The organism is Methanohalophilus sp. WG1-DM (genome assembly GCF_004104135.1).
Classification (GTDB): Archaea; Halobacteriota; Methanosarcinia; order Methanosarcinales; family Methanosarcinaceae; genus Methanohalophilus; species Methanohalophilus euhalobius.
Genome location: NZ_RRBA01000001.1, coordinates 242,074 through 265,162, shown reverse-complemented (window position 1 = coordinate 265,162; position 23,089 = coordinate 242,074). Strand labels below are relative to the sequence as shown.

At 41.9% G+C, this 23,089-nt stretch carries 21 protein-coding genes, 1 tRNA gene and 2 pseudogenes; 9 read left to right on the top strand and 15 right to left on the bottom strand.

Annotation, left to right across the window (positions count from 1 at the left end; translation table 11 throughout):
- The first annotated feature begins 144 nt into the window (after positions 1-144).
- Positions 145-1,347 (top strand): MFS transporter, encoded by a 1,203-nt coding sequence (locus CI957_RS01380; RefSeq protein WP_128754067.1) that lies wholly within the window; start codon positions 145-147, stop codon positions 1,345-1,347.
- A gap of 337 nt (positions 1,348-1,684) precedes the next feature.
- Positions 1,685-2,029: a hypothetical protein gene (locus CI957_RS01370; protein ID WP_128754066.1), complete on the top strand. Its 345-nt coding sequence runs from the start codon at positions 1,685-1,687 to the stop codon at positions 2,027-2,029.
- Positions 2,030-2,062: 33 nt separating this feature from the next.
- On the opposite strand, the gene CI957_RS01365 is transcribed toward CI957_RS01370, so the two are convergent.
- On the bottom strand, positions 2,063-2,908 hold the full coding sequence (locus CI957_RS01365; RefSeq protein WP_128754065.1) for a YihY/virulence factor BrkB family protein: 846 nt from the start codon (positions 2,906-2,908) through the stop codon (positions 2,063-2,065).
- A gap of 266 nt (positions 2,909-3,174) precedes the next feature.
- On the opposite strand from CI957_RS01365, the gene CI957_RS01360 reads away from it, so the two are divergent.
- Positions 3,175-3,786: a hypothetical protein gene (locus tag CI957_RS01360; RefSeq protein WP_128754064.1), complete on the top strand. Its 612-nt coding sequence runs from the start codon at positions 3,175-3,177 to the stop codon at positions 3,784-3,786.
- A 72-nt stretch (positions 3,787-3,858) separates the two neighbouring features.
- Here CI957_RS01360 and CI957_RS01355 read toward each other — a convergent pair.
- The 3 genes and pseudogenes from CI957_RS01355 to tnpB form a co-directional block, all read right to left on the bottom strand.
- A pseudogene (locus CI957_RS01355) lies at positions 3,859-4,489 on the bottom strand (IS1 family transposase).
- Between the two features lie 120 nt (positions 4,490-4,609).
- Positions 4,610-5,794: a NosD domain-containing protein gene (locus CI957_RS01350; protein ID WP_128754063.1), complete on the bottom strand. Its 1,185-nt coding sequence runs from the start codon at positions 5,792-5,794 to the stop codon at positions 4,610-4,612.
- Positions 5,795-5,934: 140 nt separating this feature from the next.
- Complete coding sequence (gene tnpB / locus CI957_RS01345) at positions 5,935-7,047, bottom strand: IS200/IS605 family element RNA-guided endonuclease TnpB (RefSeq protein ID WP_128754062.1); 1,113 nt, start codon at positions 7,045-7,047, stop codon at positions 5,935-5,937.
- 215 nt (positions 7,048-7,262) lie between these two features.
- Between tnpB and CI957_RS01340 the strand changes: the two genes are divergently transcribed.
- Positions 7,263-7,748, top strand: coding sequence for an NYN domain-containing protein (locus tag CI957_RS01340; protein WP_096711401.1), 486 nt, complete (start codon positions 7,263-7,265; stop codon positions 7,746-7,748).
- A gap of 36 nt (positions 7,749-7,784) precedes the next feature.
- On the opposite strand, the gene CI957_RS01335 is transcribed toward CI957_RS01340, so the two are convergent.
- From CI957_RS01335 to CI957_RS01310, 6 genes are all read right to left on the bottom strand, one after another.
- Entirely contained in the window at positions 7,785-8,708 is a 924-nt protein-coding gene (locus tag CI957_RS01335; RefSeq protein ID WP_105460077.1) for a TIGR00269 family protein, read from the bottom strand.
- Entirely contained in the window at positions 8,698-8,889 is a 192-nt protein-coding gene (locus CI957_RS01330; RefSeq protein ID WP_105460076.1) for a hypothetical protein, read from the bottom strand. Before CI957_RS01330 ends, CI957_RS01335 begins: the two co-directional genes overlap by 11 nt.
- A gap of 4 nt (positions 8,890-8,893) precedes the next feature.
- Positions 8,894-9,565: a thiamine phosphate synthase gene (gene thiE / locus CI957_RS01325; RefSeq protein WP_128754061.1), complete on the bottom strand. Its 672-nt coding sequence runs from the start codon at positions 9,563-9,565 to the stop codon at positions 8,894-8,896.
- Between the two features lie 27 nt (positions 9,566-9,592).
- Positions 9,593-10,384 carry a hydroxyethylthiazole kinase gene (gene thiM, locus CI957_RS01320; protein ID WP_128754060.1) on the bottom strand — a complete coding sequence of 264 codons (792 nt, stop codon included), beginning with the start codon at positions 10,382-10,384 and terminating at the stop codon, positions 9,593-9,595.
- Positions 10,385-10,532: 148 nt separating this feature from the next.
- The gene (locus CI957_RS01315; protein ID WP_128754059.1) at positions 10,533-10,877 is read right to left on the bottom strand and encodes a hypothetical protein; all 345 of its coding nucleotides are present in this window, start codon (positions 10,875-10,877) and stop codon (positions 10,533-10,535) included.
- A gap of 88 nt (positions 10,878-10,965) precedes the next feature.
- Positions 10,966-12,744, bottom strand: coding sequence for a thiamine pyrophosphate-dependent enzyme (locus CI957_RS01310; RefSeq protein ID WP_128754058.1), 1,779 nt, complete (start codon positions 12,742-12,744; stop codon positions 10,966-10,968).
- A gap of 419 nt (positions 12,745-13,163) precedes the next feature.
- Between CI957_RS01310 and CI957_RS01305 the strand changes: the two genes are divergently transcribed.
- Entirely contained in the window at positions 13,164-13,814 is a 651-nt protein-coding gene (locus tag CI957_RS01305) for a YggS family pyridoxal phosphate-dependent enzyme (RefSeq protein WP_128754057.1), read from the top strand.
- A gap of 8 nt (positions 13,815-13,822) precedes the next feature.
- Here CI957_RS01305 and CI957_RS01300 read toward each other — a convergent pair.
- A tRNA-Val gene (locus CI957_RS01300) sits at positions 13,823-13,896 on the bottom strand.
- Positions 13,897-14,017: 121 nt separating this feature from the next.
- On the bottom strand, positions 14,018-14,317 hold the full coding sequence (locus tag CI957_RS01295) for a hypothetical protein (RefSeq protein WP_206631023.1): 300 nt from the start codon (positions 14,315-14,317) through the stop codon (positions 14,018-14,020).
- A 232-nt stretch (positions 14,318-14,549) separates the two neighbouring features.
- Here CI957_RS01295 and CI957_RS01290 point away from each other — a divergent pair, with 232 nt between their 5' ends.
- From CI957_RS01290 to CI957_RS01275, 4 genes and pseudogenes are all read left to right on the top strand, one after another.
- A complete protein-coding gene (locus CI957_RS01290; protein ID WP_096711410.1) occupies positions 14,550-14,963 on the top strand; it encodes a hypothetical protein in 414 nt (137 codons plus the stop codon).
- A complete protein-coding gene (locus tag CI957_RS01285) occupies positions 14,964-15,800 on the top strand; it encodes a metallophosphoesterase (RefSeq protein ID WP_128754056.1) in 837 nt (278 codons plus the stop codon).
- Positions 15,800-18,625: a DEAD/DEAH box helicase gene (locus CI957_RS01280; RefSeq protein ID WP_128754110.1), complete on the top strand. Its 2,826-nt coding sequence runs from the start codon at positions 15,800-15,802 to the stop codon at positions 18,623-18,625. Before CI957_RS01285 ends, CI957_RS01280 begins: the two co-directional genes overlap by 1 nt.
- Positions 18,626-18,686: 61 nt before the next feature.
- A pseudogene (locus tag CI957_RS01275) lies at positions 18,687-20,111 on the top strand (ribulose-bisphosphate carboxylase).
- 84 nt (positions 20,112-20,195) lie between these two features.
- Here the strand turns inward: CI957_RS01275 and CI957_RS01270 are convergent.
- The 3 genes from CI957_RS01270 to mpgP are packed head-to-tail and all read right to left on the bottom strand — an operon-like array spanning position 20,196 to position 22,802.
- Positions 20,196-21,428 carry a glycoside hydrolase family 15 protein gene (locus tag CI957_RS01270; protein ID WP_241645764.1) on the bottom strand — a complete coding sequence of 411 codons (1,233 nt, stop codon included), beginning with the start codon at positions 21,426-21,428 and terminating at the stop codon, positions 20,196-20,198.
- Entirely contained in the window at positions 21,425-21,955 is a 531-nt protein-coding gene (locus CI957_RS01265) for a hypothetical protein (protein ID WP_096711413.1), read from the bottom strand. Before CI957_RS01265 ends, CI957_RS01270 begins: the two co-directional genes overlap by 4 nt.
- A 22-nt stretch (positions 21,956-21,977) precedes the next feature.
- Positions 21,978-22,802, bottom strand: a complete 825-nt coding sequence (mpgP, locus tag CI957_RS01260; protein ID WP_105460069.1) for a mannosyl-3-phosphoglycerate phosphatase — start codon at positions 22,800-22,802, stop codon at positions 21,978-21,980.
- Positions 22,803-23,089: the final 287 nt, after the last annotated feature.

The window sequence follows — 23,089 nt, the reverse complement described above, 5'->3', positions numbered from 1 at the left end:
TCCTTATCCAATCAGGTAATCTATGTGTGAATTTCCTGCAGACTTCATCCAATCTGCTTAATTAGATAAACATTTTGTACTCCGGAAATCTATAAAGATATATTCCCTTTAATAGATAACCCATAAAGATATCCGGATCATGTCATGAAAGAAAACCAGCACTCTATTGACAGACAACTCTACATCCTGTCTTTTTCCAAGGTATTTAAAGATCTGGCAACAGGTATGCTACTGTTTTTTATACCTCTATATGCGGCCCGGCTTGATGCAGGAATAATAGCAGAGATGCCTGCAGTACTGAAAGCCGGGATTGCAACTGCAGCTTTTGGAATTGCAAATTCAATATCCCAGCCTTTTATGGGCCGCTTGAGTGACCGACTCAACAGGAGAAAGGATTTTCTTGTTGTGGGATATGTCATTTATACCCTTCTCTGTTTATCCTATCCCTATACTTCCTCACTTGAGAGCCTGACAGTACTGCGTGTTATACAGGGAATTGCCATTGGAGCTACAGTTCCTGCGATTGTAGCAATGGTTACCCACCTTTCCACTTCATCTGTAAGGGGCCAGGCAATCGGGATATACTCAAGCCTGAGGGGTTTTGCTTTCGGGATAGGTTCCATCATCGCCGGAGGAATCCTGGCGATATCAAACTTTGATGTTGGATTCTATATATGTGGATTTCTTGTACTTGCAACTTTGTTATTGGTACAATTTTTCGTAAAAGAAACAGCACCCCCACCACAACCAGAAGAACCAAAAACGGCGGACCATGCAAACCAGAAGGAGTACTATGTCCTTGCAGTTGCAATTTTCATGATGATGGTGGGAATTACCATCGTCCTTTCCCTTCTACCGGCCTACCAGCAGAGGCTTCAGACAGGGGAGTTTTTCCTCAGCCTGGCAGTTTCAGCCTATGTAATATCCCGTATTGTTTTCCAGACACTAATGGGAATTCTGTCTGATCGCATAGAACGCAAATGGATAATTATCTCAGGTATTGCCATAAATGCCCTGATTGTTATCGGATTGGGGCATGTAATACATATTGAAGAGCTAATAATACTGCGGATTATGCAGGGAATATCAATGGCGGCAGTTGAAACACCCTTAATGGCATTGGCAGTGGACATGACAGGCGGGCATTCAACAGGCAGTCGGATAAGCATAATTACAAGTGCCCAGGCGGCAGGTATGGCAACCGGACCCCTGTTTGGGGGAATACTGGCCGGGTATGTCTCGTTCGAGACACCATTCCATATATGTGCGATATTGATATTGATTTCAGGGTTGCTAATAATGAAAGGGATTCAGAGAGAAAACATTCGAGAATGGGCGCCACAATAAACTAATTTTCTACATAGCCTTATATAATCCGACAAACAAAGTTATAGATATATCTAATATACTGGAGGAGAAGTAATGGTATTAGAAGAAATATGGGGAATCGTAACCTTACTGGCTACCATATGGGTAATATACGATGTATTTACCAATAATCGAAGACTTAGTACCATTATGAAAATCATATGAGTATTAGCTGCATTGTTGTTTGGTGTACTTGGAGCTATAGCTTACTATTTCATTGGCAAAAAGAGATGATTAGCAGATTGAATCGCTTGTTTGCTAAAACTTATTTTACATTATTAATTATTCTTAAAAAACTATATTTAGTTGAAACGATGTGTACGATTCAGGGCTTATCAATATGGTATGGATAAAAGTAAAAGAGGGTAAATACCTGGCTTCTGACAAGATCAGTACAATATATAAAAAAGTAGAAGGAAGCAATGCGCGATTCCTGAGAATTTATTGTGACCAGACAATAATATATACAAATGATTTGCACAGGGTGGTTAAAAGCAAAAAAATTCCGGAAGATGTTCTTCTGGACCCCGAGTACTATAAAAAATGCCAGGATGCAGATAAATTGATACAGCTGTTACTGCAGGAAATAGAAGATGCTAAAAAAAGGGGTGATCTTATAATGGATTTGCAAACTATCCTGAAAAAATATGATTATATCTGATTTTCAGATGACAGGATAGTGTCATGCCTTTTCTCAAGCAGATTTTTCTCTGCTGACATTTTTTGAGCGTACATTGATCATCTCCACTACAAAGGTTACTGCTATGAATGAAAAATATACCCAGAGCAAAAATCCAATTATGGAACCTATGGCTCCGTAAACTGTGGTTATATTGCCATAAGACAGGTAAAAGGCTAAAAAATACTTGGCTATTGTAATCAGTAATACCGTAAAAAGTGAACCCTCCAGTACATATCTCATGCCGATTCTGGCCTCAGGCAACACTCTGTAAATATATATGAATAACACCAGGAGGATGAGGAAATTCGAAAACGAACTGGCATATTGTATGATTTTCAGGTTAAAAGGGACCAGCTCATTCAGTAAACCATATCCCATCAGGAAAAATGCTTCAACGAATGTGTTCAATACCAGCAAAAAACCAACCACAAATACTCCTATCACAGACGCAAAACTTTTTTTCAGGAAATGATGCAACCAGTCAGATTCAGGACCGGGGAAACCCCACATATTATCAATTATCTTCTTGAACTGCCTGAAAAGGTTACCACCGGCCCATACGAGGAGAAGGAAACTTATAGCTGCCCCGGCGGTAAGGGATGCAATATCGGGTATCTGGTAAAGGAGACCTTCCACCAGATATATCAATGTCTCTCCTGCTACCAGATCGATGTAGCCGATTATGGCAGACTCCAGATGACGTGCCTTCAATAAATAACTCCCTACGGACACGGAGAACAAGAGTATAGCAGGCAGGCTTAGGATAAGATAGAATGAAAGAGCCGCACTGCTGGTTATACCGTCATCTTCATTCCACTGCATCAGTGTTTCCCTAAAAAGGCCGGATAGCACTTTCATTAATACCAAATTGGTTTACTGACGTATATATTTCGTTGTCCTGTATCCAAAAGACAATTTCAACAAGAACTATGTGTTATGAAAAATCGTAAATATAATTTTATTGTAATCTATATATTTATTTATATCTTGTCAGTTTATATCATTATGGTGCGATATGAGCTGAATCCATTGAGTAATGGATTACCTTCTACAGCTCAATAGAAGTAAAGGTGGTATGAGATTATGAAACCAAAATTCAATTACTTATTGCATTCATTGTCCTTATGACAATGTCCGTAGGCGGTGTTCTTGCCGGAGATGACTGCCAGAAAACGGTTACACTTTATGCAGGACAACATATAGACGTAGGAATAGTAAACCTGTCGGAAATATGTGTAGATAACCAGCCGACCCTCAGAATAACCTATGAAGTGGACGAATCCTGGAGAATAACAGAGACACATATGGAAGTAGCCGATGATCCTAATGAACTGCCGCAGAAAAATGGGAATCCGATACCTGGTCAGTTCACATATAAGGATGAATGGGAAAGTTATCGGGAACAGGTAACATACGAAGTACCCCTAGAATCCTGTAATGAGACCTTCATTGCAGCCCATGCAGTAGTTGTAAGCCCGTCAAGTAGTGATAAAAAGAATGTGTGGGACGTAAGTGAAACTGCCTGGGCAGACGGTGAAGACTTTGATGGCAACAACTGGGCAACCTACTTCAACTATACACCCTGCTGCATCGATTGTGGTGGCGAGCAGACTTTTGAAGAAAATACAGATGTTGGTGATGAAAAAGACAAACCGGATAAGAATCCGGGGAACAATGGAAAAGGAGTCGGACAGAGCATGATAGATAGGATTTTCTCATTCTTCATGCGAGGATAAGTAATAAAAGGGGAAATATTCCCTTTTTATTCGTTTTTCCATACACCAGACATACTTGAATTTTTGGCATTGTTAATTAAATATTGCTAATTCTTTATTTCTGTACTTCATTAACAACAAGACGGAATACCGTAACATTTCAAGGCTTTTTGTATAACATTTAGATTTTCTTCTCAACCTTGCCAGAAAATGCATAAATATACTGTTGTATCCTTCTATGGTATATGCTTTCCAGTGATCTGTCATGACTTCTTTTATATCAATGTCCCTTAATTTGTCCCAGAGTTTTATCCCCGTTTCTGTGCCTCTGCTACCAAAAGCACAGTTGATGAACTTTTTCCCAATTCTATCAATAGCAATCCAGATCCAACAATATTTTTTTTGTTACCAATATAAGTGTGCATCTCATCTAATTCAACAATCTCTATGTCATTTTCGCTTTTTAGGTCCTCTAATTCCTGACCAAATTTTCTCATCCAATTATACACAGAAACATGGCTTACTCCCAAAAATCTCCCTATGGAACGAAAACCTAATCCTTCGAGATAGAGTTGTAAAGCCTGTCTCTTTACAGAAGTGGAACTAGCAGTTGATTTCATCTCAACGGTAAGTTATATCCGCAATCGTGACATTTATAGCGTTGACGCCCATTGACTTTACCATTCTTTTTGTGATTGGAACTCTTACATCTAGGACAATTCATATAGTTATATGAACGCTTAACCTATATAACTATTTTTAATTAACAAAGCCGAATTTTTTAATGTACTTATCTGGCCATAAAACGGGAGCCTTCAAAAAATATAAAGCTGTAAGGCCCTGCTCATTTGCGTTTTCTTCTCATAAACATTACAACTGCTATACCAAGAAAGCCTGCAGTCAATAACGGTTGGGCAGTCGGGATATCGAAAGCCGGCTGTGAATCATGTCCGAAATAGTAACTACGGTCATAGTCCATTACATCTGGACCTACTGTCGGTGTTCCGGTGGCTGTTGCTTTGGTCTTTTGCAGACCCAGCAATGCAGAAGTCGTCTCTGTGAATTGAACAGATTCCCCTGGCATAAGTATGGGAATGGTACCCATAACACCACATTTATTGTCTTCTACCACAACATTTGTCAGGTTGACATTGCCGGTATTGCTGATGTAAAAATCCCATCTGACCTCATAGTTCCACCTGATGTATGGACCGTATCTCTCATCAGCATCCTCGCCATTGGTATGCTTTTCGATATCAATGGCTGCACTGATCGTAAGGGGTAGATAATCAATGTCACTGTCATTGATGTAAAAAGATGAACCACAAAAACCATCATTGTCTGCATCTGTACAGGTTTCACTATGTCCTGTACCATCAGGATGTGCCCAATAGTTACCACCAATGGAAGGTCCTCCTACAATGTTTGGACCTAATGTTTTTTTGATATTCCAGGAGTTGCCAGCACTATCGGACATCTTAATGTTAATTGTATTGTTGAAATAGTTGTCATAAATAGTATTACTACCACTATCTACCAATTGAATACCTGATGAACTGCTGTTGGATACGATATTGCGGGTCAGTGTATTGTTTCTGGATTCATTGAGGAAGACGGCATAATAATTTTTAGAAAATTTATTGTTACTTATTGTGTTGTGCTGGACACCATCAAGAAATATTCCAGCTTTAGAAGTACCTGTAGCATTTGTTATATCAAAGCCACTGATTGTCACGTTATTTCTGGTCACATTGAAAACATAATCTGCTGAAGAAGCCGCCTGAACTTTAGTATCATCCGGGTTCCCGGACTGTGAAATAATGATGACTGATTTGTTCACATCAACATTTTCATTATATGTACCTGGATAGACAATAATCGTGTCAGTGTCATTTGCCACATTTACAGCATCCTGAATTGTTGTATAATTCCCGCTACCACTGTCACCCACAGTAATTTCAACAGCCATTGCCGCTGATGAAAGTAATGTCAGTGCTATCACGCTGGCCATCAAAAGTTTAATCTGCATACCTTACCCCCACTTGAAACTTATATTCAACCGCTTTTATCCTTGATGTAGTATACAGTCGTATATATGTATAAATCTTCTGAACCACAGGTACTAACCAATGGTACGCAACAAGTGATCCCCGTAGTTCCTACGGTGCTTCAAATACCTATCAAATTCTGTTTATTTAAAGCAAACTTCTTAATATTAATTGCAGCATTGACATCTCTGTCATGGGTTTCACCACAATCAGGACATTGCCATTTACGGTCTGCAAGTGTAATGTCTTTGTTATGATACCCACAGACATTGCATATTTTCGTGGATGGTTCAAATTGTCCAATTCTCAATATGCTTTTGCCATACCATTCTGCTTTATATTCCAATTTAGTTACAAAAGAACTCCATGATACATCAGAGATAGATTGGGCAAGACAATGATTCTTTAACATGCCATTAACATTCAATGTTTCCAGTGCAATAGCTTGGTTTTCGCTAATTAATCTGGAAGTTAATTTATGCTGAAAATCATTTCTCTGATTTGCTATTTTCTCATGAAGTTTTGCTATCTGCTGTTTTGCTTTATCTCTATTTTTTGAACCTCTTTGTTTTCGTGAGAGACGTTTTTGTAATACTTTCAATCTTTTTATTGAATTATTAAGATGCCTGTGGTTATCTATTTTTTCACCGTTAGACATAATGGCAAAATCCTTAATTCCAACATCAATACCAACCGTACTATTTTCATCAAAATCCTGTTTATCAGGTAATTCTTTACCATCATCTACAAGAATGCTAATGAAATATTTACCAGACGGTATCTTTGATACTGTTGCGGTTTTACATTTTCCATCAAAGTGCCTGTGCAACTTTGTTTTTACCCATCCAATTTTGGGAAGTTTGACTTTATTATTATCAAAATCCACTTTATAATGTTGTGGAATTGAAAATGATTGCACTGGATTTTTCTTTGATTTAAATTTGGGAAAACCTATTTTCTCACGGAAAAACTTGGTAAAAGCATTCTCCAGATTAAGAGTAGCTCCACGCAAAGATTGTGAATTGACTTCTTTCAGCCATTCCATATCTTCATATAATTTTGGAATTGTTTTATTCAATGTGAATCTGGAAATTGATTTTCCGTCTTGCTCATAGGATTTAATTTTCTGTTCTAAGGCCCAATTATAGATTACCCTCACACAACCAAAATGCTTGCTAAACATTTCTTCTTGCTGTTTTGTTGGATACATTCTATATTTGCAGGCTTTCAACATATATATTCACCTGTGTCTTTGATACTATTTGTATTCTGTGTCAAAACAATGAAAGACGCATTCAGATCCCACCTCACGGAAGTAGTCTTCTGCTTAATTAGATAAATTTGAACCTCTATTTTTTATATTATGAAACATAAAAAACACTAAAAACATTACTCCAAAAGAGAAAGGAAGACAATAAATAATTAAACATAAAATATTACAGGTAATCCATGTTTAACAGCCAAAAATTAGCGGTTTTTGTAGACGTGCAGAATATGTTTTATTCTGCCAGAAATATCCATTACGGGAGACTTGATTACGAAAAACTTTTACGTGCTGTCGTAATGGAAAGAAAATTGACAAGGGCAATAGCCTATCTTGTAGAAACCCCGGATATCGACCAGTCAGGTTTTAAAAGTTTTATTGGTTCAATTGGTTGGGAAGTAAAAAGTAAGGCCCTGAAGGTAAGACCTGATGGTTCCACCAAAGGAGATTGGGATATGGGGATAGCAATTGATGCGATTTCAATTGCACCCAAAGTAGATACCATTGTGCTTGTTAGTGGAGATGGCGATTTTGTCGATCTGATAAATCACCTGAAAGCTGTTGGTGTACGGGTTGAAGTCCACTCTTTTAAAGAAAGTACAGCCGAAGAACTTATTAATGCCGCTACAGCCCATTATCCAATTGAAAGAAGGATGTTACTGGATAGATGAACAAAAACCTCCAATTACTCACTGAAGCTGGCTGATTTAACAAAAATTATTTTTTGGATCGACCAGAATGCAGGCACGACAGATGTCACCTGATGTGGGCCCACCACATATATTGCACTCTTTTTTACTTTTACCAGAAGGTTTCTCTACATTTGCTATCGAAGATAATAATGAGTTATAATTATCCGCAAACTGCCCGGTTATATTTGGATATTTTGTTTTCATACTCAAAAACATTTGTCTGACTTCTGCACGAAGCGAAGGTCCTGCATAAGGACATTCTGGAAACTCACGAAATATGCCTTTGAGGATTCCATATAATGCAATTTCATACTCATTTAAAACTGAAAAAGGCTTTATCCTCAATGATTCCTTACCGGAATTCGGGGATGCAGTATTAATTATTGCATCTATATTTGCGGTAAGTATGTTCATCATGGCGGTTTCGGCCTCATCATCTAGAGAATGTCCTGTCGCAAGTTTTGGGACAGCCATGCTAAAGGTTTCCTGCTCCAGTATTTTTCTCCGTAGAACACCACAAAGAGTACACGCTGAAACATTTCTTTTTTTCAAAAGGCTGGGTAGGGGTCCACCAAAAGTTTCCCTGAAAGATATTATCCTGTGCTCAATATTCAAAAAATTTGCAACTTCCTGTGCATAAGCAAGGGTTTGTTCCCTGTAATTTGGTATCCCTTCATCAACCGTAATAGCAGTAAGTTTCACTCCCTCAAAATCTGATAGTATTTTGGACAGGATATACAAAAGAACTGTGCTATCCTTACCCCCTGATAATGCAACTGCTATATGCTCATTATCCAGAATAAGGTTTTGATCTGCAATATGTGTCCTGACTTTCTTTTCTACCATTTCACAGAAATGAGTTGTACAAAGGAGATTTTCCCCTCCTGATACTGCGTTTGCTCCACAGGTTTTGCATAGAAGAGGTGTTTCAGCCGCCATGGGATATCCTATATACTTTTAGGGTATCTTCAGAATAAACAGTCGTTTCGACTGGTATTACGGTTCCTTCCCTTGCCACGATAACAGATAAAGGATTTATATCTGCCATTTCCAGTACATCTTTCAACGGTATACTATCAGCCTGGATTTCTATAGAATTATCTGATATATGCAGGATCATTTTATCACTTTACATTAACTCTGTTTGAGGGATTTTGCTTTATTTTGCGGATAATTTCAATGAAATGCTCTGTTTCTCTCCGGACATCATCACTGCAAACGATTGCGGAAATAGCAACCAAACTATCCGCTCCATTTTCAACAACTGACACACAGTTGTCTTTATTGATACCCCCTATGGCAACAATCGGAATATCAATTATAGTTTTGACAGCCTGAACCCTTTCAGGTCCAACACCCATACCTGCATCCTTTTTAGTAGTAGTGTCAAAAATCGGGCTGAAACCTACGTAATCAGCTCCCTTTCTTTCTGCCTCGATTGCTTCATCTGTATCATGAACTGTAAGGCCGATTATCTTATTTTCACCCAGAATCTTTCTCGCAGCATCAATCGGCATATCGTCCTGTCCGATGTGTACCCCATCAGCTCCTGCAGCCAGGGCTACATCGATACGGTCATTTACCAGAAAGATAGCATTATCCCCACATATTTTCCTGATCAGGATAGCTTCTTCGATCATCTCTTTTGTGGTCTTGTCTTTCTCCCGATACTGCACAATCTTACACCCGGCCGCTACTGCACATTTTATATCGGACAATGTACCTTTCCTGGATAGGCCGGAATCTGTCACAAGATAGAAATCGATATCATTAAGCAAAGATTTCCAGAATGGCATAAATTGAGCCCTCATAGATCTGTAATTTCAGCCATCAACACTCTCAATATTTATCATAGGTACTGCTTTTTCATCAGTAAGCCCGGACACTTCATCATACAAATGCATCTTGAAACTGCCACTGCCGGTTGACTTGACAGCCGCAAGTTCCCCGGCAACCCCGAAGAAAGACAAAGCATCTATTGCTGCATCACAGAAATCATCGTTCAGGGCTGCAAATGAACCTATTATTGAAGCCGCCATGCAACCGGTGCCCACAATTGAACCCATTTCTGAATGGCCGTTTTTTATGGAAAAGATCCCTGAACCATCACTGACTATATCTTCTTTGCCGGTCATCACAACAGTACATGATCTTGAGATGGCCAAATTTTTTGCAAGCCAGAAAGGATCAGCATTGATAGAAGTTGCTTCAACTCCTTTTGTGCGGGCATTTTCACCTGCCAGTTTTGCAATCTCAGAATAGTTGCCTTTAATGATATCAACATGAGCACTGTCAAGGATCTTTGCAGCCATTTGATTTCTGAATTGAGTTGCCCCTACCCCTACTATATCGAGTACCACAGGGATTTGTTTTTCGTTTGCAGCCTTTGCGGAAATTATCATGGATTCAATAAGTTCAGACGTCAGGGTTCCAATGTTAAGTACAAGAGCAGAGGAAATTTTAGTCATATCAGCACATTCTTCTACAGCATGAGCCATTACGGGAAGTCCACCAAAGGCCCTTGTTATATTTGCACAGTCATAAATTGTAACCCAATTGGTGATATGATGGACCAATGGTTTTGCCTCTCTCAGTTTTTTTAATGCATCTTTCATTGCCTTCCTCCGTAAAATTCCCATTACTGTTTTTCACAATCGTGAATAGATGTTGTATAATATCTAATAAACCTTACGTCAGCCATATCAATGTGAAAAAGAATAAGATAACAGGCCAAAACCTGCAGGTCTATTGGCTTTCTACAATTTATTCACAAATATCATTAGCAGTATAAATCTTGATAATTTCACCAGCCTGTTCATCTCCTGCCCTTCTGGCAACTATTTCCTGAAAAGCCATGACATAATCCGGTCTCAAGCAACCAAGGCTTTCCCTGCCACCTTTAATCAGGTCCAGCAGATATTCCAGTTCCTTTTCTGAAAGCGACTCCAGACGATGGGAAAAATCAGATATATCTTTGGAAAAATGATTTGCAACCGGTGGTAGGATTGACTTGAAATTGACCCCTGAACTGCTGCATTCCAGATCACTGCACTCAGGAGCAAGCTTTTTCAGTAACTCTATGTCTTTTCCATCTAGTTTGCGTGCCATATAGTTCTTTTTTGGGAATTATTGGTTAAAAAGGTGTGTTTTACCAAAACCAGGAAAATGAATTTTGCCGGTAGCATCCCTATAATATTCAATCCACTCTTTTGGTACTTGCAGCAGTCTTATCGGGATCTACAACCACATCGATAATAGAAGGTCTGGTGGATTTGAATGCTTCTTCAAGGGCTTCATCCAGTTTTGCCGGATCCTCTATCCTATAGCCTTCGCCTCCGGTAGTGTTAGCATATTCCGCAAAATTGGGATTGGGGAAACTAACACCAAATTCAGGATAACCGGACCTTAGTTCTTCCTCTTTTATGTTCTTGAGTTTGCCGTCATTAAAGACAATGACATTGATTCCTAACTCTTCGCGCACAGCAGTGGTGAAATCAGCCATAAGCATTCCAAACCCGCCATCTCCTGTGACACAAATTACCTGCTTGTCAGGATTATCAAGTTTTGCCGACAGGGCTGCAGGCAGTCCGAATCCCATACTGGCAATATTGGCACACATGAAAGTCTCCTGGCCTTCACACATGAATTTCTTGTAGAACCAGTAGGTATGGTCGCCCACATCTACACAAATTATAGCATCAGTGTCTGCATGGCGTTTAAGGGCCTGTATCACATAACCGGGATTTACAGGGATGGAGAGGTCCTGTGCATCGGCTTTTAGTTCCTCATAATGCTCCTGTTTCATCTGATCTATATGTTCTAAAAACCCAGTGTTTTCTTCCTTTTCATCAACAAGAGGAAGAAGGTCTTTAAGTACAAGATCCGCATCCCCAACAATAGCGGCATCTACATCAAAGGTTTTTCCGATTTTGGTCGGATCGATATCTATCTGGACAATCCTGATTCCTGAAGGAACAAGGTTGGCCTGTCTGAATCCCGAACCTATGATAACTATAAGTTCACTGTTTTGTACAGCTTTTGCCGCATGTTTTGACCCTATGGAACCAAGTACACCCAGACTATAACGATCGGTTTCGTATACCACACCCTTAGCCCTGGAAGTAGTGGCAATAGGGGCTTTGATTTTTTGTGAGAGTTGTGTTAGCAATTCACCACTGTGACGACAGCCCCAACCTGCAAAGAGAGTGACTTTCTCGTGATTGTTTATCAATTCTGCAGCCCTTTTCACATCTTCAAACCTGGGAGCAGTCTGGTTTGAAACCAGCCTCTTTTCAGCGGAATATACATTCCCGCTAAGTTTGCCGGCCAGGATATCAGTGGGTGTGCTGAGTACCGAAACACCGGGTTTTTTGAAGGCATATTTAGTAGCCCTTGTGACCAGACCGAGTGCCTGGTTCTCCCGGGCAATGGTTTCTGTAAATTCAGCAAAGGAGGAGAACAGTTCTATCTGGTCGATTTCCTGGAAAGCTTCACTGCCGAGATAGACCTCTGCCACCTGACCGGCAAAGGCAAGCACCGGACTCCTGTCGGTGGCAGCATCCATTAAACCGGTGATAAGGTTTGTAGAACCTGGACCTGCTATGGAGATACAGACGCCCAGCCCGCCGGTGATCTTCCCATGTGCAGAAGCCATGAAAGCAGCGGTCTCCTCGTGTCTTGTGAGAATGAATTTTATTTTGTCACTCCTGTGGATGGAGTCTATCAGGGGCAGGTTGGAATCCCCGGGAATCCCATAGACAAACCTGACACCGAAGACTTCCAGTTGTTCGACGATCTTGTCGGCAACAGTAGTTTCTACTGATTCGTCTTCTTCTTCCCCGCCTTCAGGAACAAAAGCAGATTTAGGAGCCCCGCATACCGGACATGTATAGTCATCAGGCAGTGAATCAAAATCCTGCCCTTCAACCTCCTCATCATAAACCCAGTTACAAACCGAACATCTGTATTTTGCCATGCATTTCCTCCAAAATTCCCCTATTATATGTGGTATTCATGTGACAGGATTGTTTATCAAATGTCAGGAAATCCAACCAATGATTTTCCCTTGCATAAGAGGCAAACATCTCCCCCTCAAATTGTCAATAGCTGCAAGTCTGATAATTATATGCCGAAACTATGTTGGTACTAGTGAATGATAATTTTTCCTGTGGGTTTATCAAAATGCCTTGAAAAAGAAGAAATATAGCATAAAAACTTTTTATTGATTGTTCTTATTACTACATATTAACGGCATCTGCCGGGGATGCTTTCTATGCTTATCCAGTTCAAATCCTCGATGGAATTGAAGAGAAATATAAGGAAAATGAAAACAAAATCCACAATCAGAATGATTTAAATATACCAAATTTTGAATAAAGTATCACGGGGACATCAATGCCAGTCGATAAAAATATCAAGAGGATTCTCGAAAAAATCGGTGACAGGAAACTCATCTGTGTCACCAAGACAATAGAACCTGAAAGGATCAACGAAGCCATCCGGGCCGGGGCTACCATAATCGGAGAGAACCGGGTTCAGGAATATGAAGATAAGCGCGAGGAAATCCTGCCCTGTGAGACACATTTGATAGGTCACCTGCAGACAAATAAAGTCAAAAAGGCCGTTGAGTTTTTTGATGTCATCCAGTCAGTCGACTCCCTGAAAGTAATAAATAATATTGATAGTAGAGCCGGGGATATCGATAAAGTACAAAGGGTCTTCCTTCAGGTAAACATAGGCAATGAGCCACAGAAACATGGTTTCAGGCTGGATCGGATCAAAGAAGTGATAAAAGAAATCTGCTCCCTTCAAAATATACGTGTGGAAGGCCTGATGTGCATCCCTCCTTTTGTCCCTGCCGAACAAACCCGTCCCTATTTCCAAAAGATGAAAGCCCTGTTTGATGAAATAAAGCAGGAAAACCGCGGCAACATCGAAATTCAGGAATTGTCAATGGGAATGTCCAATGACTACATGGTAGCCATCGAGGAAGGGGCTACAATGGTGCGTGTGGGTTCGGCCATATTCGGGGAGAGGGAGTATTGAGAATTCAATGGGCCCGCTGGAATTCGAATCCAGGATCTCCGCCGTGTGAAGGCGACGTCATAACCGGCTAGACTACGGGCCCATAAAAGATATTCACCTAAGTGAACCACAATAAAATATAAGGTTTTCGACAAATTAGGAAATGGGAGAAGACAATTTTATAGGAATGTAAAAAAGAAAATGTGTGGTGACAGATACCACTTTTATTCAACGTACATCAATTTACCTTCTTCTCCGGGGTCGACCTGGTACCTGGCATCAAGTCTCCATTCGTAATTTCCATTGTTTTCACTGATTGCCCAGATGTCGTAATCCCAGTGTACCCTGTCACCATTTTCATCCAGCTTTGTCCAGCCGGTGACACCGAAGTAAGTATCAGAAAGGGTATTCATTGCCAGTTTAGTACTTTCATCATTCTCAGGCACTGCATCGAGATCCACGAATGTAGCCAGCCAGAGAACATCATATGCAGCCCAGTGCATATGTTTCAGGAGCCGGGCCAAGTTCTTCCTCAATTCTGGATTTGACTACCTGATAGCGGTCATTTTCTTCCTCATAGCCATAGATTGGTGCCTTTAGATAATAAGTGAATCAATGGTAAGGTCTATCAATCCGGTACAATATTATGCACGACAATCAAATATACCATCGGGAAAAATGATAATAGCCAGATTTGCGCTTTCTGAAAAAATAATCATATAACAGGCATCATTATTACTAAGGGAGAAATGGATTATGTTCGATAAAATATTACCACAACAAAAAAGCATGTCCACAAAATTAGGCGGATTACTTGTACTTGTAGGAGAAACAATGTTCCTATTCTCCTTGATGAACTTCCTGATGATCACAAGGTTGCAATATTACAGCGAAGGGGATTCTTTCATACGCACTCTCTTTCCTCACTATTTATTATTTGTAATAGCCCTATTCCTCGTGGCATTCACAGGTATGTGGTTTGCCTATGTTTATATCCTTCCCAGCAAACAAAAATTCTCCCAACAGCAGGCAGTAAAGGATGCACGCAGTCCGATGTATAACCGTCTGGTAGAAGTACATGAAGACCTCAAAGGTATTGACAGTAAATTGCAGGACCTATCGGACAGACTTGATGAACTTGAAAAAAACCAGCGTCCGGGAAAAGAATAAATGACAATCGATATTGAGCCGCTATTGGATGAACCTGCCCTGCTGGTAAAGGGCCAATCCCGCATCCTTGTACTCTCAGACCTCCATATAGGTATCGAATGGGACCTCTACAACAGTGGTTTCCTGGTTCCCAGCGGTCTTGAAAGACGACTCAAAAAGATAGAGGGTTATATCGAACAGACCAAACCCGACAGGATAGTACTGCTGGGTGATATAAAACACAATGTCCCACAAATTTCATGGCAGGAGCGGGATGAAATACCCATGTTTCTCGAAAAACTCGCCCTGCATGCAGAAATCGATATTTTCCCGGGCAATCATGACGGTGGAATTGAATTCCTGCTGCCAAAAAACAAACGTATTCACCTCCACCCCTCCAGAGGTGACATAATAGAGGGGGTTGGATACTTCCACGGCCATACATGGCCCGATCCAAAACTCCTCACAGCACAACATTTAATTGTAGCCCACAATCATCCGACCCTGCGAATCACCGACAGCCTGGGGTATTCCACATCCGAACAGGTCTGGGTTAAAACTAAATTGAATCATGGAAAACTAAAAAACCATTTTGAAAAGATCGGTGTTGAAATACCGGAAAGTGACACACAACCCGATGTTGTAGTTATTCCTGCTTTCAATGAACTCTGCGGAGGGGTAGCTTTTAACGAAGCGATTCTTGATGACCTGCTCGGGCCTGCATTCTCTTCGGGTTCCGTTGATATAGCAAATGCGGACATCTACCTGCTTGATGGAATGTATATGGGCAAATTGAAGGATATAAAAAAACTCAGTATTACAAAAAAGCGCGCAGGCAAAAGGAGGCGAGGGCGATGATGGATACGGTATTTGGCCAGTTGCACCCTCATATCAGAAAGGCCCTTGCAAAACAGCAATTCCATACACCCACCCAACCCCAGCAAGAGTCCATTCCACCCATACTGGAAGGCAAGAACGTCCTGCTTATTGCACCCACCGGTTCGGGAAAGACCGAGTCTGCAATCCTTCCTCTTTTTGATCACATCCTTTCCAAAAACCCAGAGGAAAGGAAAGGCATTTCTGCTCTCTACATAACACCCCTGAGGGCACTGAACCGGGATATGCTGCACCGCATACAATGGTGGGGCCAGGAACTCGATATCAAGGTGATGGTGCGACATGGGGATACCAGCCAGTATGAGCGCCAGAAACAATCAAAAAACCCTCCGGACTTATTGATTACCACTCCTGAAACCCTGCAGGCAATGTTTACAGGTAAAAGGTTGCGCAAAAATCTGGAATATGTGAGTTTTATCGTGGTGGATGAGATCCATGAACTTGCCGAATCCAAAAGAGGAGCACAACTGGCTATCGGGCTGGAAAGACTGGTAGAATTATCAGGCGAATTCCAGAGAATAGGCCTTTCTGCAACTGTCGGCAATCCTGATGTTGTGGCAGCTTTCCTTGCAGGGGCAGAAAGGGACATGCAGATAGTAAAAGTGGAGATGCTCAGCCTGCTCAAGTTCAACGTGGTAACCCCTCACATGGAGGATGAAGATCTCAAAACCGCACACCAAATAGGATGTTCTGCGGAACTGGCCACACATCTGCGCTGCATTCAGGATATTGTAATGCAGAAAAAATCCACCCTGATTTTTGTCAACACACGTCAAAGTGCCGAAGTGCTTGCATCGGGTTTCAGGATGCTGGACCTGCCCATCGGGGTACACCACGGCTCCCTTTCCTATGAAGCCCGTCTGGAAGCGGAAGAGAACTTCAAGAACGGGGATTTGAGAGGCCTGATCTGTACATCCTCGATGGAATTGGGAATCGATATCGGTAGCGTGGATCATGTAATCCAGTATGGCTCTCCCAGACAGGTTGCCCGGCTGCTGCAAAGGGTTGGCAGGGCGGGACATCGCATTCATGAAATTTCGGAAGGAACGATCATTGCACTGGAATTTGATGATATCGCCGAAAGTATGGCCATCGTTGGAGCTGCCAGGGAAGGTCGGGTGGAGGATATTTCTCCCCAGAGCGGGGCCCTGGATGTAATCGCCAATCAGCTTTCAGGTATCGTGCTGGACTTCGGGGATATAGAGATTTCCCGTATACTTTCCATTCTCAGGCGAACCTATCCTTTCAAAGATTTAAGCCTGCAGGCGCTGGAAAAGATCGTGGAGCAGGTAACATATAACAGGCTTGTGTGGCGGGATAAAGGTTCCAGTATCATCAGTCGGCGTAAAAGGAGCTGGCAGTATTACTACCAGAACCTTTCCATGATCCCGGATGAGAGAAAGTTCGAGGTTTATGATATCGTCACCGGCAAGGCGGTCGGGACACTGGATGAGGCCTTTGTGGTAAACTTTGCCAATCCTGGGGCTATTTTCATAACCCGGGGAGAGGTGTGGAGAGTACTGGAACTCGATCCTGAACGGGGGCGCATAAAGGTTGAACCGGTGCGAAGTATGGGGGAGATCCCCAGCTGGGTCGGAGAAGAAATACCCGTTCCCTTCGAGGTGGCACAGGAAGTCGGGAAACTACGCCGGGAAACTGCAGACCTTATTGCAACAGGTGCACAAGAGGAGGAAATCATCAATACATTGATGGAACGTTATCCTGTGGACAAATATTCAGCAGATGGGTTTTTCCGGCTAATCAAAAAACATGTGGATCAGGAATGCCCGATGCCACATGACCGACAGGTCATTATCGAGAAGCAAGAGGATGGAATGGTTATCAATGCATGTTTCGGGCACAATACCAACGAAACCCTGGGCAAGGTACTGACAGCCCTGCTTGCGGCCCGTTTTGGTAGCAGTGTGGGACAGGAAACAGACCCCTATCGCATTAAACTAGCCCTGCCGGTAAGTTTTCGTGCCGAACAGGTACGCTCCATGATAGTCGATACACTTCCCGAACATGTGGAACCCATTCTGGAGATGACACTGAAAAATACCTCCCTTTTGAAATGGAAGATGGTACAGGTAGCCCGTAAATTCGGTGCCATCAGTAAAGACGTGGACTACGACAAGATCAGCATGAAAAAACTTATCGACATTTACGAAAACTCGGCTATGTACGATGAGGTATTACGAGAAATTTTCCACAATATGCTGGATGTAAGTCGCACAAAGGAAATACTGGAAAAGGTGCAGCAGGGAGAAATCAACATCGCAACAGGCCCTCCATCTCCTCTGGGAGGAGCGGGATTCGATGCGAAAAAAGACCTGATAGCACCGGAAAGAGCTGAAGGTTCGATCATAACAGCACTAAAAAACCGTATTGAAAATGACAGGGTAATCCTGTTCTGTGTACACTGTACTAAATGGATATCCCGTCGCAAAGTGAAAAATGTGCCTGAGAACATTGTGTGTCCTATCTGTGAATCTAAAATGGTGGCTGCCCTGAAACCCTGGGAGGAAGAGGAAATCAAACTGGTTAAGAAAAAAGATCGAATAGATTCAAAAGAGGACCAAAAACGCATCCAGAAAGTATTTCGTAATGCCAACATCGTAATGACACAGGGAAGGACTGCGGTTGTGGCCCTGGCAAGCCGTGGAGTTGGTCCTGAAACCGCCACCCGTATTATCCAGAAAATGCAGGTGGATGAGGAAGGTTTCTACAAAGACATCATGGAAGCCGAACGCAACTATGCGAAAACGAAACGTTTTTGGGGTTAATGAATTCTGCATTTTGTTTCCTTCCAAAAACTAAAATACATTACAAACTGTTATTCTTACCATGAGCTCAACTATTGAAGAGTTAGTCCAGTCATTGAATCCCAAACAGCAAGGTTATGTGAACCTCGAATTGCCCGACCCGACCAACGGTGAATACCTGCTTACTGTTTTCAGGCTCGTTCCAGGTGGGGAGATGAATATGCTACAGGCAGCTGCTGAAATCGCAGCGGAATCATCAACTGGTACGAATTTCAGGGTAAATACCGAGACGAAGTTCTCAAAGGTCATGAACGCCCGGGTCTATCAGATGGATCTGGAAAGAGAACTTGTGTGGATAGCCTATCCCTGGAGACTATTTGACAGGGGGGGCAATGTACAGAACATCCTGACCTATATCGTGGGAAACGTCCTGGGAATGAAAGAGATATCAGCCCTCAAACTGCTGGATGTCTGGTTTCCTCCCTCTATGCTTGAACAATATGACGGCCCCGGTTTCACAGTCGATGACATGCGCAGTTATCTCGGAGTTTACGACAGGCCTATTCTCGGTACCATCGTAAAACCCAAGATGGGGTTGACTTCTGCCGAATATGCTGAAGTCTGTTATGACTTCTGGGCAGGCGGTGGGGATTTTGTCAAGAATGACGAACCACAGGCCAATCAGGACTTCTGTCCCTACGACAAGATGGTAAAGCATGTAAAAGAAGCCATGGACAAGGCAGTAGAGGAAACGGGAAAGAAAAAAGTCCATTCATTCAATGTCTCGGCACCGGACTTTGACACCATGATCGAGCGCTGCGAAATGATCAGGAATGCAGGGTTTGAGCCTGGAAGTTATGCTTTCCTCATCGATGGTATTACCGCCGGATGGATGGCTATCCAGACAATCAGAAGGCGGTATCCCGATGTTTTCCTGCATTTCCACAGGGCTGCCCATGGTGCCTTCACACGCCCAGAGAATCCCATAGGTTTTTCCGTGCTGGTACTGTCTAAATTCGCACGTCTGGCAGGCGCCTCCGGCATCCACACGGGTACTGCAGGAGTCGGAAAAATGAAAGGAACTCCAGAGGAAGATGTAGTTGCAGCCCACGGTATTCAGTACCTGAGTTCACATGGCCATTTCTTCGAACAGAGCTGGGCCAAGATCATGGAAACGGATAAGGATGCTATATAGCTTGTGAATGAAGACATAGCCCATCATGTCATCCTGGAAAAAGACAGCTGGAGAGGCATGAAAAAATGTTGTCCAATTGTTTCCGGAGGATTGAACCCCGTCAGGCTGAAGCCTTTCATCGATGTAATGGGTAACGTTGATTTCATCACGACCATGGGATCAGGAGTACATGCACATCCGGAAGGAACACGATCAGGAGCCAAAGCACTGGTACAGGCATGTGATGCCTACCTGCAGGGAATCGATATCAGGGATTATGCCAAAAATCACAGGGAACTTGCCCAGGCTATTGAATTCTTCCCGGAAAAATAAAATCGTATAATTGGGAAGTGCTTCCTGTGCGTGCAATTGCTGCGGGCCTAAAATGACGGCTTCGCAGCAATTTGCCAGAAAAAATCAGTCGTACTTATTCATGTAATTTTTATAGGCCCGGATATATTCGGCATGGGGCCAGATCAGAGGAGTCGTGACATATGCAAGTCCATCCTTCCACTTGGGGTGAGCACGGACATGTTCTATCATTTTCATCTTGCTGTCCCTGAGAATTTTGGCATTGGTATAATCCTCCAGCCACAACTCAAACCGTTCTATAGTTGATATATGTTCAGGCAACTGGTACTCATGAGCCATATCAACCACCCATCCCAGATACATTTCTGCCATTTCTTTTTGATCAATATTTATGAAATGGTTTGCAAGCTCACAGGTAAAATGACACCAGGGGCCATAGCCACCATTATTCCGATCCCAGTGTTCAGGGTAACGGTTCAGGCCGCCAATTTCCTTATCCCATAAATTATCATGAATTCGTTTTACAGTAGACTTTATCTTGACATCCGAATCCGGGAGAAGGCCGAAATAAGCAGGTGCATATTCCACAGCATCCACATCAATAACACTGGAGGCAAATGCATCATAACCTATTGGATTACTGCTCTTATCCTTCACACGGATACATTTTATAAAGGAACGCCTTCGGGGACTGTAGAGTCGTGTCATGATGGCATTCCTGACCTTTCCTCCTTCTTCCTTCCACTTTGAGACGTCCTTGCCCAGGGCCTCGCCCATCTTCACAGCCTCCAGTACACCCGCACAGCATGCACAGTTGGCATAAATCTCAAAACCATGCTCATAAGCCGGATATTCATGAATACTGTTAACTGTATGAATAAGATCAACTTCTTCATTTTTATTCATCAGGATAAAACCGACTGCTTTTTCGACAATGGGCCAGTATTCTTCGATGAACTTCTTATCAGCCATCTTATCAAAAAATGAGCCACCTGTGGCCTCGAAATACTTCCCCAGCGCATAAAGGATAAGACCGTTTCCGTCTATCTGCAAATCCTTGTAACTTGCATCATTGCCGTCTATATCATACCGCTGGGAAAACTCACCCAGAGGCTTTTGCGCATTCAATATAAATTCGAGCCCTCTGCGGGCCTGGTCCATAAGGTCAGCATCTATTGCACCAAGGATATCCATCGAATGATCCCTGGGATAGATGAAAGGATATCTTGTACCGGGAGGACTTGCATAAAATCCACCCTTTTCATGCTGATTTTCACTGAGAATCTTGACACTGTTTTCATAAAGCCTGTGGGCTTCCAGATAATTCAATAGGATCACTCCTCTTCAGGATATTCGATTTTAAATACGGAAAACGATTTATCAAGATAGCCGGAAACTTCATCCTTAGAGATGCCGGACCTAGCAATAGCCTGCTCATTATATTCTTTTGTATTACTTACAGGTGATTTGCTACCCAGATGAAGGAGTTTGGCACCTGCCAGCTCAGCACGTCTTTTACTATAGCTATTATGCAATATACCCACGGCACTGGAAAGTGCAGGATAGTTCCAGCCTTCTTCAGATTGGTGTTTCTGATTCCTGACAAAATCGATTAGTTGCTGGTATTCTTCTGGCCTTTCCCCATATATTTCTATAAATTCTACAAGGTCATTGCCAAATGGGCATACAGGCAAATAGTTTATGTTGTCGTCCCTTGCACCCTCAAATCCTGGACCTTCAATCTCAGCAAGCCTATAACCAATGGATTCAATCCAGTGGTAAGTCTTTTCCGGCCCTACCATATCCACCATTTCTATAATGCCCACAAGAAAAGCCTTGGGAAGCATATTTTCAAGTCGTATCACAATAATTCCCCCTGTTCTAAGATCAAACTATATCTCTGTTCTCATTAGATCCGATTAATTTAATAATTGCACGGTTCCATCCCTCAGGCCCTATGCCTTCAACCCTGTTTATATCATCATCCTCTATGGAAGGATCATGTTTACCATCTGGTTTCTGGACAAGGAAAGCCACATCCACCGTCTGTAACATGGGCAGGTCATTCTGACTATCTCCCAACCCCACACTTACCACAGAGGGATGAATTTTCCTGTATAATTCAGTCAATATCGAAACTGCCATTCCTTTATCATTATCTCCCATCAAATGCCAGTATCTTCCGCCTCTGGTGAAATTCAACCCCTGCGCAAGAATGTGCTCTTTGAGCAGTTCTGTTCCTGAATCATCTTCCATTTTAAAGGCTTCATCATATTCCCTTTCTTTGGCAAGTGTTGCAGATTCAATGCCAAGACCCGTATCCTCACTTACCTCTTCAGCGTTAAGGTCACCAAAACCAGTAATTGGGAGAGAGGTACGATCTCGAATAATCGAAAGTACCCTGCGAAGCTCTTCATAGCGGGTTCCAAGTTCAATTATTTCATAATCCTCATTTTCGCTTGTATACTCATAATCTACATTGAAATAGCCACGGGGGATGAAAATAGCCCCCCCATTTTCAGAAATAAAAGGATGATGAATATTTAGTTCCTTAACATAAACCTCTATTTCAGCGCGGGTCTTACTGGTACAGATAATCAGGGGAATGTCCTTTTGAGCAAGCAATTTTATTGCATCAAGGGCAGCTTCATATGAATAGGTATCATGATCGATCAACGTACCATCAAGATCGGTAAAAATAATATATTTCATTTTTAAACACTCCCTCACAGGTATCACATTATAGTACCAAAGCTCTGTAAACATATCTGATTGCTATTATTATCTCTGTAGATTTCATTTGTTAGAAGAAGTATATAAATAATTGGAGAAGAAACTGTTTAGACCTGTAACAATATGCAAAACTGAAACTACGATAAACAATGAAAATAGTTACAATTTACATGGACAAGAAATAATAAGTGGACAGGTATTACTTCACATGATGCAAAAGCTAATTTCAATATTCAACCCCCATATGGGTATTGCAACAAAAAGTA

Bases quoted from the DNA above. Each gene is read 5' to 3' on its own strand.
- CI957_RS01380 (WP_128754067.1), top strand. From the start codon at position 145: ATGAAAGAAAACCAGCACTCTATTGACAGACAACTCTACATCCTGTCT.
- CI957_RS01365 (WP_128754065.1), bottom strand. From the start codon at position 2,908: ATGAAAGTGCTATCCGGCCTTTTTAGGGAAACACTGATGCAGTGGAAT.
- CI957_RS01360 (WP_128754064.1), top strand. From the start codon at position 3,175: ATGACAATGTCCGTAGGCGGTGTTCTTGCCGGAGATGACTGCCAGAAA.
- CI957_RS01350 (WP_128754063.1), bottom strand. From the start codon at position 5,794: ATGCAGATTAAACTTTTGATGGCCAGCGTGATAGCACTGACATTACTT.
- tnpB (WP_128754062.1), bottom strand. From the start codon at position 7,047: ATGTTGAAAGCCTGCAAATATAGAATGTATCCAACAAAACAGCAAGAA.
- CI957_RS01340 (WP_096711401.1), top strand. From the start codon at position 7,263: ATGTTTAACAGCCAAAAATTAGCGGTTTTTGTAGACGTGCAGAATATG.
- CI957_RS01335 (WP_105460077.1), bottom strand. From the start codon at position 8,708: ATGGCGGCTGAAACACCTCTTCTATGCAAAACCTGTGGAGCAAACGCA.
- CI957_RS01330 (WP_105460076.1), bottom strand. From the start codon at position 8,889: ATGATCCTGCATATATCAGATAATTCTATAGAAATCCAGGCTGATAGT.
- thiE (WP_128754061.1), bottom strand. From the start codon at position 9,565: ATGCCATTCTGGAAATCTTTGCTTAATGATATCGATTTCTATCTTGTG.
- thiM (WP_128754060.1), bottom strand. From the start codon at position 10,384: ATGAAAGATGCATTAAAAAAACTGAGAGAGGCAAAACCATTGGTCCAT.
- CI957_RS01315 (WP_128754059.1), bottom strand. From the start codon at position 10,877: ATGGCACGCAAACTAGATGGAAAAGACATAGAGTTACTGAAAAAGCTT.
- CI957_RS01310 (WP_128754058.1), bottom strand. From the start codon at position 12,744: ATGGCAAAATACAGATGTTCGGTTTGTAACTGGGTTTATGATGAGGAG.
- CI957_RS01305 (WP_128754057.1), top strand. From the start codon at position 13,164: ATGCCAGTCGATAAAAATATCAAGAGGATTCTCGAAAAAATCGGTGAC.
- CI957_RS01290 (WP_096711410.1), top strand. From the start codon at position 14,550: ATGTTCGATAAAATATTACCACAACAAAAAAGCATGTCCACAAAATTA.
- CI957_RS01285 (WP_128754056.1), top strand. From the start codon at position 14,964: ATGACAATCGATATTGAGCCGCTATTGGATGAACCTGCCCTGCTGGTA.
- CI957_RS01280 (WP_128754110.1), top strand. From the start codon at position 15,800: ATGGATACGGTATTTGGCCAGTTGCACCCTCATATCAGAAAGGCCCTT.
- mpgP (WP_105460069.1), bottom strand. From the start codon at position 22,802: ATGAAATATATTATTTTTACCGATCTTGATGGTACGTTGATCGATCAT.